This is a genomic window from Corynebacterium sp. HMSC074C04, from assembly GCF_001838295.1.
Classification (GTDB): Bacteria; Actinomycetota; Actinomycetes; order Mycobacteriales; family Mycobacteriaceae; genus Corynebacterium; species Corynebacterium amycolatum.
This window is the reverse complement of the sequence record NZ_KV836272.1, coordinates 292,885-305,883: the sequence shown is the minus strand read 5'-3', so window position 1 is coordinate 305,883 and position 12,999 is coordinate 292,885. Positions and strand designations below refer to the sequence as shown.

Below are 12,999 nucleotides of genomic sequence, written 5' to 3'. Positions count from 1 at the left end.
TTTTCTAATGTTCCTTATCTAGGCATCGAAAAGCTAAGCGTCGAGCTGCCATAACCGGCCAGCCTCGGGGCGAACCTGTTCTGGATAGGGGATGGTCGTACCGGGAAGACTGGTTGCCGCCGCCCCATAAGCCACGGCGGTGGTTAGTGAATCTTGGTGACTATCACCGCGTTCGCGGGACATAACGTAGCCGGCCAAAGCACAGTCTCCAGCACCGACCGTGGACTGAGCGACTATCGAGGGTGAGGTAGCAGCGAAACAACCGCCTGACTTCACTGAAAGTACCGCCCCTGCCTCGCCGAGAGTGGCAAGGACTTCGGAAACACCAAGTTCGTTCAGTGCACGAGCAGCTTGCGCTACGGGAAGATAGTTCCCTTCGGCTGCAGCGGCCTCAAGTTCTTCGCCGTCCTGATCAATGATTTGGCCAAGTTCGTAGGCGTTTGGCTTCATCAAAAAAGGCCGCACCTTCGGAAATGCGCGAACGACCTCAGTCAGTGGGCCGTCGCTAGTGTCCATAGCAACACGAATATTCGGGTTGACCGAATACACCGCTTCGGTGCATTGAACGTAAAAATCCCGGGGGACGCCAGGGGGCAGTGAACCTGCGAAAACTACCCACGTGGCGCGTTTAGCATGGTGGATAAGCTTCTCCAGGACACGTCTACGGTGCGCTTTTGTCAATGTCATGCCAGGGGAATTGAGCTTGGTGGTCGTCCCATCTGGCTCTGCGAGTGTGAGATTAACGCGGGCTTCGTTAGTCGTGTTGATGGCTTCGTGGGGGATGCCAGAGACTTCCAACAGACGTGTGAATTTTCCGGAGTCTGATGCCGGGTAGAGCGCGAGCGTCTTTTCTCCCGCGTAGTGCAACGCCTTGGACACATTAATTCCCTTGCCGCCAGCCATGTCCTCAGCCATTGGTAGGCGGAACACTCCACCTCGCTTGAGCTCCGTATCGAGGCGAGCAAGTCGATCGATTGACGGATTTACAGTCAAGGTCAGGATCATGAAGCAACCACGACCTCGACACCTTGCTCCCTGAGATCGTTCACGAATTGCTCCGGGGCAGAGGAATCTGTAATCACGACGTCGATATCTTCCAATGCCGCAAAACTGACAAGGAAGTCACGGCCGAGTTTCGTCGAGTCCGCCATAACGATGACCTTGCGCGCATTCGTGATCATCGCGCGCTTTACCGCTGCTTCCTGCGGATCAGCAGTAGAAAGACCGTGGTCAATTGTCAAGGCATTAGAACCAATGAAAGCGACATCGGCACGCATAACCGCAAGAGTACGGAGTGCGGTATCGCCAGCAACCGCCTGAGTAATGACGCGGACTTGGCCGCCAAGGAGTTGAAGCTCAATGCGGTTCGATCCTGCGAGTGTGATGGCGTTGGGAAGAGAGTTTGTGACAACCGACCAACGGCGGTTATCAGGGGAGTGGACCATCAGCTCTGCAAGAGCCTCGGTGGTAGTTCCGGCATCGAGAAAAATTCCACCACCAGAGTCAGGTAGAAAATCGGCAGCACAGCGGGCAATAGAGAGCTTCGCGTCTTTCTGCGCGTTCTTTCGAGCGGCAACTGAAAACTCAACAGTCTGAAAAGAACGAGTAGCTACAGCGCCACCGTGTACACGGTGAACTGCGCCCTCTGCATCCAACTGAGCTAGGTCACGGCGAATCGTCTCTGCTGTGACATCGAAAGCTTCCGCAAGATCAGCGACCGTCACGCGCCCTTCGACTGCTGTCAAAGACGCAATCTTCCGGCGGCGTTCCTCTGCGTACATTCCCCGCTCCTTAGCTGTTAAGAATTCTCAGCTTTACTACCTGTTTCCAGTATGCCCGTTTGTGTCTGTTTCGGGCAACGAAAATGTGGGAAATTAGAGACTGCGTAGGACGCTGACAATCTTGCCGAGGATCTTGGCGTGCTCTGCGGGGAGCGGGTCAAATGCGCGATTATGGGGCATTAGCCACTTGCCAGCAGCGTCTTCGTGCCATTCCTTGACTGTTGCTTCATCTTCAAACAGGGCTGCAACAAAGTCGCCCTGTTCGACCACGTCTTGGGAACGGACTACCACCCAGTCTCCGTCGAGAATGCCTGCGTCAACCATGGAATCACCCACGACCTTGAGTAGGTACAGCTGACCAGAGCCCGTAATCTCCATCGGAAGTGCCATATGACTTTCCACATGCTGTTCCGCCAAAATGGGGTTGCCAGCCGCAATCTGTCCAACGATAGGAACGAAGATTGGCTCTGGCATGTCCTCTGGTATCTCGGGAGTTTGGGTGCTGCCAGTGGCCTTTGGCCCAGGCTTTACCGGAGTGAAAGTGCCAGCTGAGGATTTCGAATCCCTTACGTTTACCGCACGGGGTTTGTGTGGGTCGCGGCGGAGAAAGCCCTTCTTTTCCAACTCCTTGAGTTGGTATGCCACCGACGAGGTGGAATTCAAGCCCACGGCATCTCCAATTTCTCGAATGCTCGGTGGGTATCCGCGAAGTACGACGGCATCCGAAATGACATCAAGAATGCGACGCTGCCGATCGGTGAGTGTTTTAGGGTTCGCTTTCTTCTTTTGAGCCATGGAACATCCCTTCTCAAACTCTTTCGAATGAATGATAGCTCAAAACTGTTCGAATCGTCGAGCATCGAACACCGCACGTCCTTGGATTCTTTGGAAAAAGTCTGCGTAATCCGTGCTCGGAGGCCGTGGCGGTTCCGAAAATCGAAAATAAAACCGGATAGCAGTAGACAACGTTCGAACATGGTGTTATAAATCGAACATGACAAGTTACTCGAACAGTCGTTTGATGAAAAGGTCTAGACGGATTCTCTGCATCCGCCCTTGGACATAGTCTCCAGAGCGTCGGGAAACGGTCGTACAACTCTTATTCTCTCCAGGCCGGCAACGGTGGGAGAGTCAACGTTGGAAAGGGAGAAAACATGATGTCTACGGTTTCAACCGCACTAGGTGTTAGCAGCGCATCTGATATTGACTTTTCTCAAGTTTCCGAGCCCTCTGCTCGGACGACACGGAAAGCCCCGTTGGTGTGGGGTGAACGTAGTGCGTCTTGCACGCAGCACATCGTTCGGCCCGGTCAGCGTGCACGTATTGCACAGCGCAATCGCGATGGGGCTTCATCGGCGCGAATGCGGAGGGACAGGTCGCGGCCTAGTCATGTCTCGGTCAACTACGGGCGCCCGTCTCTACCTGTTAGCAGGGCGCAGCAGTCCAATCGTAGTGATGTATCCTCAGGCACTAACCTGACTCGTTTGATGGCGGTATGGGCTCTAGGGCTTGGTGTTTTCTTCGGAGTTTTCGGCAGCGTGGTCTTTGAACAAGGGGAAAGTGAGACAGTCGAAAGCACCTTTACGTCTACGTACGCTTCCTACTCCGCGCAATAATCATTCCGGTTTCCGGCGTTGGGGTTGGACGTAGACTGGAGGCTGTGTATTGCCAGTTTTGTCACCATGATCAGACACGAGTCTTGGACTCACGGTTAATAGATAACGGTATGGGGATTCGTCGCCGGAGAGAATGCCTGAATTGCGGTAAACGTTTTTCTACGATTGAACGCTCGCAGCTGATGGTTGTTAAACGGGATGGAATCCCTGAGGAGTTCAACCGTGAAAAGGTTATCCAGGGTGTTCGACGTGCGTGCCAGGGGCGTGAAGTATCAGAGTCTCAGCTGAAGAAGCTTGCACAAAAAGTGGAGGAGAGCCTCCGCGAGAAAGGCACGCCTCGGGTGGACTCAAATGATATCGGTCTCGCCATCCTTGAACCATTGAAAGAATTGGATGAGGTGGGTTACCTCCGGTTCGCTTCCGTCTACAAGTCATTTTCTTCGGCGGATGACTTCATCCAGGAAATCTCCAGCATGCGCAAAGGAAAGAAACCACAGGCGCATGGCAAGGAAGCGGAGATGCCTTAGCGCAGCTTATCCACACGTTTTTTTATTCGGGTCAGGGAAACACTGTGGGCTGTTCCCAAACGCTGGGCAAAGAGGCTGACGCGTAGCTCTTCGATAAGCCACTGAATATCCCGAACTTCCGCAGAATGCGCTCGCCCCTTGGGCAGCCGCTCGAGTTTCGCAGCTAAATATTCACGAGCCTCAGTAACCTCATCTTCACGGTCCGCATCACGGCCGGGATCGCGGTTCATTTCCTCAAGGCGAATCTCCATCGCTTGTAGATAGCGTGGCAAATGACGCAGGTGCTGCCATCCGTGCTTGGCCACCGCTCCCTTGGGGAACATGAACTCCAGCTGGCGACGCATATCGTCAATAGCATCGCCTTCCCACTTATCCAGCTGATTAGTCACCGAGACATAGGCCGGCATGGCCTGTGCAATGCCGACAACCAACTGGCGTACCTCCGAGGCGACACCGGAGCGAACCTGTTCAAGTAGCTTGTTGAATTCTTCGGGGGATCGTACCGGGCCACCAGCAGCTATCATGCAATCGCGGATTACTGCGACGCGGCAGTCTTCGACGAGTCCATCTGCGCCGCCATGCGGCCACGCATCCACACCAACGCGTTGCTGAAGTGGAAGTCCCTTAGTCATTTGTGCAGCGTTGACGGGGCATTCGCGCAACAACATAGTCAGGTTGGTAGTTGCCAATGTGGCCTCGGCCTGGGCCTTAGTTGGTTTGACTTCGACGGCCACGCCATCCTTAGTGGTCACAAGCGTCGGATACATGGTGACCGATTGACCGTCGACAGTACTTTTGACTGTCTCTGCCACAGTGCCGAGATTGTCCGAAGTCCATTTTTTCACGGCTTCGTGGGCTGCAGACTTTGCACGCTTCGAAACGGCAGTCGAGACAGTTGCCGCGTGCTTAGCGCGCAAGGGGGCGAGATCACGGCTCTGATCGACAATATTGCCGTGTCGGTCGATAACCGCATAGTTAAAGCGCAGGTGCGCTGGCAGCTTGGACGGGTCAAAATCGGCTCCATTGATGCCGGAGCCTCCGAGCCGTCGTAAAGCATCGGCGAAAACATCAACGAAGCGCCCTGAATACGGCGTCATTGTCTCCAGCGCGCGGCGTGCGAAATCCGGCGCGGGGACAACTGACTTACGCAGAGCCTTCGGGAGAGTGCGAATATAGGCTTCTGCGAGCTCGGCGCGCAGACCGGGAACCTGCCAGTCGAAGCCATCTTCACGCAGACCCGCCAGGAGAGGAACCGGGACGCGAAGGGTTACGCCGTCATCAGGAGCTCCCGGTTCGAACTTATAGGACAGCGAGAAATCGACGGAGCCCTGCTGCCACATTTCGGGGAAGGCATTGTCATCGATATCGCCGGCATCCGGATTGAGCAGCTTGTTCGGATCGAAATCGAGGAGATTCGGCTGCTTGGGTTTGGTCTTTTTCCACCAGCGGTCAAAATTGGCTGCAGTGGTAATGGAAGCAGGCAACTTGGAGTCGTAGAACGCGTAAAGAACATCGTCGTCGACGACAATCCCGCGGGACCGCTGCTTTTCCTCGATCTTCGCAGCTTCGGCCAGCTTGTCTTGGTTGTTCTTGAAGAACTCATGATGAGTGTTCCACTCGCCGTCGACAAGTGCGCAGCGGATGAACATAGAGCGTGCGGCATCCGCATCAACACGGTGATAAGGCACCAGTCGGTCAACGACTACGGGCACGCCGTAGAGCGTCGACTTCTGGTAAGCCATAGCCGCACCGCGTTTAGCCGACCAGTGCGGTTCCGAGTACTGATGTTTCAGCAGGTGAGGAGCCACCTTTTCGACCCATTGAGGCTGAATGGTGCCAACGTTTCGAGCGAAAGTTCGAGAAGTCTCGACGATCTCCGCAGCCATCACCCAGCGGGGTGGCTTCTTCGCCAGCGCGGACGAGGGGTGAATGAGGAACTTCGTGTTTCGGGTGCCAGTAAATTCCTTGCCCTCGCCCTCGCGCGTACCAATCATCGATAACAGACCCGGTAACAGCGACTTTGCCACCTCGTCGGGATCGTCGACACCGCTGGTTAAGCTGCGGGCCGAAAGACTCCAGCCCAGCTCAGCCGTTGCCTGGTGGAGCTGACGCACCAAGTCCTGCCACTCGCGAACGCGCAGATAGTGGAGGTACTCGCGTTTGCACATCTTGCGGAACTGGTTACCGCTAAGCTCGCGGCGCTTTTCCTCCAGGTATTCCCAGAGCTTCAGCAGGGAGTTGAAGTCGCTGGTGGTGTCCTTAAAACGGGCATGTAGCTGATCTGCCTGAGCTTGGAACTCCAGCGGACGTTCGCGAACATCCTGCAAAGACAACGCGGCGACAATGACGGTCACAGCCCCAAGAGTGGTGTTTTCGTACCCTTCGACCAGCATGCGGGCAAGGCGCGGGTCGACAGGTATACGGGCAATCTGTCGGCCGATGTCCGTCAGCTCGGGGGCGTCGGCACTGGCGCCGGAGTCAGATTCACGGCCTCTCCCAGACGCCGACGTGGTGGTAATAGCCTGAAGCTCTGTGAGCAGGTTAATGCCATCGCGCACTGCCTTGTGCTCTGGTGGCTGGACAAAGGGGAAGGCCTCAATCGCGCCAAGCCGCAACGAAATCATTTGCAGTACAACCGAAGCGAGATTGGTGCGCAGAATCTCCGGATCCGTAAACTCGGGGCGAGAGAGAAATTCCTCCTCGCTGTAGAGACGAATCGCCACGCCATCAGCTACACGACCACAGCGTCCAGAGCGCTGATTCGCGGATGCCTGGCTGATGTCCTCGACTGGCAGGCGCTGCACCTTCGTGCGGGTGGAGTACCGGGAAATGCGTGCGGTACCAGTATCGACGACGTACTCAATACCCGGCACCGTCAGCGACGTCTCCGCGATATTGGTCGCCAGCACAATGCGGCGCCCGGAGTGCGGGGTGAAGATTCGGTGCTGCTCTGCATTAGATAGCCGACCGAACAGTGGAACGGCTTCTACACCCTTCCAGCGCCTGCCCTCGATGGCTTCGGCTGCTTCTCGGATCTCGCGCTCACCCGAAAAGAACACCAGGATATCGCCGTCGCCAAGCCGCATGAGCTCCTCGCACGCAGCGATAACACCATCGATCTGCTCGATGGCGACTTCCTTTTCTTGCCCATTTTTCGCAACAACAGTCCGCACCAGAGGGCGATAGCGGATTTCCACCGGGTAGGTGCGCCCTGACACCTCGATGATGGGCGCAGTGTGCTCGTCGTCAGGCGCGAAATGACGGGCGAACCGTTCCGGATCAATCGTCGCCGAAGTGATAATGATCTTCAGATCTGGGCGCTGCGGCAGAATATGCTTTAAATATCCCAGCAGGAAGTCGATGTTGAGGCTGCGTTCGTGCGCCTCATCGATGATGATGGTGTCGTACTCACGCAACAGTCGGTCGCGGCCAATTTCGGCCAGCAGGATACCGTCGGTCATCAGTTTAATGCAGGTATCCTTGCCCACGCGGTCATCAAAACGCACCGCATAACCGACGTGCTGTCCAATCTTCTCGCCCAGCTCATGGGCAATTCGCTCCGCCACCGAACGCGCCGCAATACGACGTGGCTGCGTATGGCCAATCTTGCCCCGCACCCCGCGTCCCAGTTCTAGGCATATCTTCGGGATTTGGGTAGTTTTACCAGAGCCAGTCTCACCAGCAATAATGACGACCTGATTGTTCTCAATCGCCTCTGCAATATCGTCGCGGCGGGCGGACACCGGCAACTGCGCCGGGTAGGTGATGCGAGGAATCGCATTACGACGATCTTCTAACCGCTCCAGCGCAAAGTCGAGGTCTGCAGAGATTGCAGACAGCGCCTTCGGCGCGGATGCTCGCTTTAGCCGACGTCGGAAGGACTGGGCCTCCCGAATAGGTAATTGATCAGCGAGCTGGTAGAGCTCCTTTTTACGCGTGTCCTTAGCAGGCTTGTCAGAGCGCTGCGGCCTGGCGGAATTGCGATGGCGGGAGTGGTGGTTTCCCGACTGGACACGTGGAGCTGGTTTATCAGAACGGCTAGGAGTAGTCATGGTTGCCTACTAGATTAGCCGTGTCTTGGTAGACAACCCACATCTGTGCTGATTGGAGACGCTCAAGATGGTCCGATGGCAGCAGGAAGCGTCCTACTTTGCGGCTGCTAGCTCTTCGGCAACTTCCTTGCAGTCCTCGCGCCCACAGTGCTGTGTCTCGGTATCCTCCCAGCAGTCATCGCAGATAAGCACCTGTCGACGGCAGGTGTCTTCGTTGATGCAGTTTTGGAAGGTGTTTGTGGGCTTGCCGCAGTGGACGCAGTGTCCGAGCTGTACGTAGTCCTCATCTTCGATGCCATCGCCAAACTCCATATGCATGCGCTTGTCGAAGACATAGAGAGAGCCTTCCCACAGCCCCTTATTGCCAAACTTTTCGCCGTAGCGGACAATACCGCCGTCGATTTGGTAGACCTCTTCGAACCCGCGGTTCTTCATAAGCGCGGAGAGGATCTCGCAGCGGATGCCGCCGGTGCAGTAGGAAATAATCGGCTTGTCCTTCATCCAGTCGTACTTGCCGGATTCCAGTTCGTCGATGAAGTCGTGCGTGGTCTTTACGTCCGGGACGACGGCGTTTTTAAACTTGCCAATCTCGGCTTCCATTGCGTTGCGGCCATCGAAGAAGATGACATCGTCGCCGCGTTCTTCGACCAGTTTATTGACCTCTTCTGGCTTCAAATGTGTGCCGCCGCCAATGACACCTTCGGTATCGACTTTAAGCTCGCCCGGAGCACCGAAAGCGACGATTTCGTCGCGAACCTTGACGGAGAGTTTCGGAAAGTCATCAGCGCCGCCTTCGCTCCACTTGAACTGCATGGAGTGAAAAGCGGGGTACTGCTTGGTTTTCTTGATGTACTTCTTACAGGCATCGAGATCACCTCCGACGGTGCCGTTGATGCCGTGCTCGGACACCAGAATGCGACCTTTAAGCCCTAACGATTCGCAAAGATCGCGCTGCCACAGCATAATGGCACGCGGATCGGACAGCGGGGCGAACTGGTAGTACAGAAGAATCTTGCTGATGCTCACGGGGACTATTCTAGTCTGCTCTCCCAGTTATCCTATTTTCGACGTGAGCTGGTGGTCTGGTTTAGTGCTTCTGATAGAGTGCCTTTTTCTGGTACTTGGGCTCGGAAGTAACTAGGACACCGAGGTTGCGGAAAATTGTTTCGTCCACGCTGCCGAGAATAGTGGTGGTGTGGACATCGCAGTTTCGAAGGTTCTTCAGCTCGGCGAGGGCTGCGCGGGCGTCGTCGCTGGTGGCCGCCGACACGGAAAGGGCGATAAGGACCTCGTCGGTATGCAAGCGGGGGTTGCGGCTGCCCAGGTGATGCGTCTTAAGCGTTTGAATTGGCTCGATAGCAGCAGGGGAGAGCAAGTGTAAGTCCGGGTCGATATTGGCGAGCTTCTTGAGAGCGTTGAGCAGCATTGCTGCTGAGCATCCGAGCAGCTCAGAGGTCTTGCCCGTGATGATTGTGCCATCGTGCAATTCGATTGCACTGCCCGGCGCCCCGGTAGATTTCTCAACTTCAAGTGCTGGTGCGACGACTCGGCGGGCAGCTGTCGACACGTTGGCCTTGCTCATAATCATGGCAATGCGCTGCGAAACTTCGTCGTCTGCGCTGTTCTTGTGTTCGTCGACAAGAGCCTTGTAGTAACGGCGAACGATTTCTTGGTTGGATGCCTCTCGGCACACTTCGTCATCGTCGATACAGTAACCGGCCATATTGACGCCCATGTCGGTCGGTGACTTGTACGGCGACTCGCCCGCGAGCTTCTCCAGCAGGGTGCGCAGCAGTGGGAAGACCTCGACATCGCGGTTATAGCTGGTGACCTTGGTGTCATAGGCGGCCAAATGAAAAGGGTCGATGAGATTGATGTCATCGAGATCAGCCGTTGCCGCCTCGTAGGCCAGATTTACCGGGTGTTCGAGCGCCAGGTTCCAGATAGGGAAGGTCTCAAACTTTGCGTAACCGGAACGAATCCCGTGTTTGTGGTCGTGGTAAATCTGCGATAGACAGGTCGCCAGCTTTCCGGAGCCCGGGCCCGGCGCTGTGACAACGACCAAGTCCCGCGTCGTTTGCGCCCATTCATTCAGTCCGAAGCCGGCTTCACTGACAATTTTCTCGGTGTTTGTTGGGTAGCCCTCGATATTGCGATGGCGGATTACGCTCAATCCGAGTCGCTGCAGGCGCTCAATGAAGTTCTTTGCCAGGGTGTTGTCGTCGGAAAGCTGTGTGACGACGACGCTGCCGACAACAAACCCGCGTTCACGAAAAACATCGACGAGACGCAGCACATCGTCTTCGTAAGTGATGTCGAGGTCAGCGCGGACCTTGTGGCGCTCCAAATCCTTGGCATTGATGCACACCATGATTTCCAGATCGTCCTTGAGGCGATCGAGCATAGCGATTTTATTGTCAGGTGTGAAGCCTGGGAGAACACGCGAGGCATGCATATCATCAAATAGCTTGCCGCCCATTTCGAGGTAGAGCTTGCCGCCTTCACCTGCGATGTCTGCGCGCCGCTTCTTAATATGAGCGGATTGCATTTCGATGTACTTCTCGCGGTTAAAACCGACAGCCTGACCCATGGTGCCCTTTCTGAAGTTGTGTCTGCGGGGAGCGCGCTAATTATTGCGAAATTCTACTGTGCCCATGGTAGTGATACCGCCTTGCGAATGTCGTATCGGTTACTGCTGTCGCGGGGGGATTTTGGAAACTTTGGTGAATTAGGCCACGCGTAGGGGATTGTCTGATTAAAGTCCAGCATATTGATATTCAAAAAGAAATATGAAGAGGATGTGACATGCTCGATCCCCAGATGGCATCATCGTCGAATTCGGCAGAACCAACCGCACGCGCCCCGTACCAAGTGGGCAGGCGAGGCTTCCTCGTCGGAGCAACTGCCGTGTCAGCTGCGAGTATGATGCCTGCCGTAAGTGGTGCACCTAAGGCAAACGCCGCTCCTGCAAACGGGGCTTCTGCCGCCGCGGGGAATTCGACCACCAATTTGAATGTCGGTCGAGGAATGGCCGATATGACAGGCGAGCCACTCGGCGCTGGCATGAACGGGTATGCGGTCATGGATCAGATCACCTCGGGTCTGCGTCTTCGCCAGATGGCGCGTGCATTCATCTTCGGCGATGACAACGACAACCGTGTCGTCCACGTCACCGCAGACATGGGGCTCATGTTCCAGTCCATCCAGATGGAAGTTCTGCGGCGTCTCCGAGCTCTTTTCGGAGACCTCTACCATGAGGGCAACGTGCTTATCTGCGCATCTCACACGCATGTTGCGCCGGGAGGTACGTCGGGCCATCTCATGGTTGACCTGACTACCCTCGGATTCCGTCCCGTCACTTTCGAAGCTGTAGTCGTCGGTGTGGTCAAGGCTATTGAACGTGCACACGCTGATTACCAGCCGTCGACTATCCACCTGACCAAGGGGATTGCCAAGGATGCGGGTGTCAACCGCTCCCTGCAGGCATTTAAGCGTAACCCTGAAGAAGAGCTGCGTCGCTTCCCCGACGGAGTCAACCCGGAAAGCCATACACTGCACGTGAGTCGCGGTGGCCGCGAAGTCGGATTCATTAACTGGTATGGAATTCATCCGACCACCTTCGGTCCCGAGCACACCATCATCGACGGCGACAACAAGGGCTACGCAGCATGGAAGGTCGAGGTCGACCGCGGGGTTACCCACCGTGAGCCGGCCGATGCCCCCTTTGTCGCCGCATTTACCATGTCGTGCCCGGGTGACATCAGCCCGAACATGGGGCTCGTGCCAAATTCGGGCCCAGGCAACGGAGACGAAGCAGAGTCCGCCCGCATTCTCGGTCAGCGTCAGATTGACGCTACCCAGGGACAGACCATTGCACTGCCAGGAGGCGGTATCTCCACTGTCCACAAGTGGGTCAACCTTGGCGATGTCGACATCGACGGCCAATTCACGCCCGACGGCCAGCCGCACCGCACTGGACCTGCAATCCTCGGTGCGGCCTTCGCAGCCAGTAGCCAGGAGGATGGCGGTGGAGAACCAGCCCTCGGGTTCAACGAAGGCGAGCGCGGCGGTACGCCGTGGGTGCACCAGCTCAATAACGTCGTACTCCCGAAAAACATCGGGGAGATTCAGGGCAACAAAGAGTGCCTGCTGCCAGTCGGCTACATCGATGGTCTTCTCCAGCAGACCCACATGTTCTCCATCACCCGCATCGGTGGCTTCACCTTGATCACCAATGGCCTTGAACCCACCACAATGTCGGGCTACCGCATGCGTCAGCACGTCGCTGAAGTCCTCGGTGTTCCAATCGATACTGTCATCTGCCAGGGCTACACCAACAGCTATGGCCACTACGTCGCTACCCCAGAGGAATACGATCAGCAGGACTACGAGGGCGGCGCAACGGCTTTCGGCAAGTACACGCTCAGTGCGATGATTTCCATTTATCACAATCTCGCTCACGCGCTTGCCGACGGCATTGCGGTCGAGCCAGGCCGTGCGGCAGGCGATCTCACTGGCATCATCCCGCCGTCGCCAGCAGGAGGAAAGGTTATCGATTCCGCTCCAATGGGCAATAATTTTGGTGACGTGCTTGAATCCACGGCAAGCGTCACGGTAGGGCAGAAAGCCGTTGCCCAATTCGTCGCGGCAAATCCGAATAACGACTTGCGACTGGAAGACGGCTACCTACTTATCAAGAATGACCGCGGTGAGATTGTTTCCGACGACTGGGACCAGGCAACTGTCATTGAATTTGCCAAGGACGGTATTTATACCACCGCCAAGGTCTCTTGGGAGACCGGAGGAGTCGCGCCGGGCAAGTATGACATCATCGTGCGTGGTAGCGCGTTGGGTGTTGGTGATTCATTGAACGAATTCGAGGGAGTCGCTTCGGTGGAGCTCGTGTAAGAACGTCCAATTAAATACATTAATGCGCACAACGTGACTTATACTTTGGCCCATTAAAATCTCATCAAGGGCTTGTCTCACGTATAGTCCGTTGTGCGCATTATTTGTATGTATC

At 55.9% G+C, this 12,999-nt stretch carries 8 protein-coding genes; 2 read left to right on the top strand and 6 right to left on the bottom strand.

The window, feature by feature from the left end; genetic code table 11:
* Positions 1–33: 33 nt before the first annotated feature.
* The 3 genes from HMPREF3011_RS05720 to lexA all read right to left on the bottom strand — a co-directional run bounded on the left by HMPREF3011_RS05720 (position 34) and on the right by lexA (position 2,576).
* Positions 34–1,005, bottom strand: coding sequence for a 1-phosphofructokinase family hexose kinase (locus HMPREF3011_RS05720; RefSeq protein WP_038628776.1), 972 nt, complete (start codon positions 1,003–1,005; stop codon positions 34–36).
* The gene (locus tag HMPREF3011_RS05715) at positions 1,002–1,781 is read right to left on the bottom strand and encodes a DeoR/GlpR family DNA-binding transcription regulator (RefSeq protein WP_016422628.1); all 780 of its coding nucleotides are present in this window, start codon (positions 1,779–1,781) and stop codon (positions 1,002–1,004) included. The genes HMPREF3011_RS05720 and HMPREF3011_RS05715 overlap by 4 nt, the downstream gene beginning before the upstream one ends.
* A gap of 93 nt (positions 1,782–1,874) precedes the next feature.
* Positions 1,875–2,576 (bottom strand): transcriptional repressor LexA, encoded by a 702-nt coding sequence (gene lexA, locus HMPREF3011_RS05710; RefSeq protein WP_038628778.1) that lies wholly within the window; start codon positions 2,574–2,576, stop codon positions 1,875–1,877.
* Positions 2,577–3,441: 865 nt separating this feature from the next.
* Here lexA and nrdR point away from each other — a divergent pair.
* A complete protein-coding gene (gene nrdR / locus HMPREF3011_RS05705; RefSeq protein ID WP_038628780.1) occupies positions 3,442–3,924 on the top strand; it encodes a transcriptional regulator NrdR in 483 nt (160 codons plus the stop codon).
* On the opposite strand, the gene hrpA is transcribed toward nrdR, so the two are convergent.
* From hrpA to HMPREF3011_RS05690, 3 genes are all read right to left on the bottom strand, one after another.
* Positions 3,921–7,976, bottom strand: a complete 4,056-nt coding sequence (gene hrpA, locus HMPREF3011_RS05700) for an ATP-dependent RNA helicase HrpA (protein WP_038628782.1) — start codon at positions 7,974–7,976, stop codon at positions 3,921–3,923. The genes nrdR and hrpA overlap by 4 nt on opposite strands.
* Positions 7,977–8,069: 93 nt before the next feature.
* Positions 8,070–9,002 carry an oxygen-dependent tRNA uridine(34) hydroxylase TrhO gene (locus HMPREF3011_RS05695; protein ID WP_038628784.1) on the bottom strand — a complete coding sequence of 311 codons (933 nt, stop codon included), beginning with the start codon at positions 9,000–9,002 and terminating at the stop codon, positions 8,070–8,072.
* 61 nt (positions 9,003–9,063) lie between these two features.
* The gene (locus HMPREF3011_RS05690) at positions 9,064–10,566 is read right to left on the bottom strand and encodes a DUF1846 domain-containing protein (RefSeq protein WP_038628787.1); all 1,503 of its coding nucleotides are present in this window, start codon (positions 10,564–10,566) and stop codon (positions 9,064–9,066) included.
* Between the two features lie 215 nt (positions 10,567–10,781).
* On the opposite strand from HMPREF3011_RS05690, the gene HMPREF3011_RS05685 reads away from it, so the two are divergent.
* Positions 10,782–12,884, top strand: coding sequence for a neutral/alkaline non-lysosomal ceramidase N-terminal domain-containing protein (locus HMPREF3011_RS05685; RefSeq protein WP_070841283.1), 2,103 nt, complete (start codon positions 10,782–10,784; stop codon positions 12,882–12,884).
* The last annotated feature ends 115 nt before the right edge of the window (positions 12,885–12,999 follow it).

Coding starts and splice junctions, on each gene's coding strand:
- HMPREF3011_RS05715 (WP_016422628.1), bottom strand. CDS start 1,781: ATGTACGCAGAGGAACGCCGCCGGAAGATTGCGTCTTTGACAGCAGTC.
- HMPREF3011_RS05690 (WP_038628787.1), bottom strand. CDS start 10,566: ATGGGTCAGGCTGTCGGTTTTAACCGCGAGAAGTACATCGAAATGCAA.
- lexA (WP_038628778.1), bottom strand. CDS start 2,576: ATGGCTCAAAAGAAGAAAGCGAACCCTAAAACACTCACCGATCGGCAG.
- HMPREF3011_RS05685 (WP_070841283.1), top strand. CDS start 10,782: ATGCTCGATCCCCAGATGGCATCATCGTCGAATTCGGCAGAACCAACC.
- HMPREF3011_RS05720 (WP_038628776.1), bottom strand. CDS start 1,005: ATGATCCTGACCTTGACTGTAAATCCGTCAATCGATCGACTTGCTCGC.
- hrpA (WP_038628782.1), bottom strand. CDS start 7,976: ATGACTACTCCTAGCCGTTCTGATAAACCAGCTCCACGTGTCCAGTCG.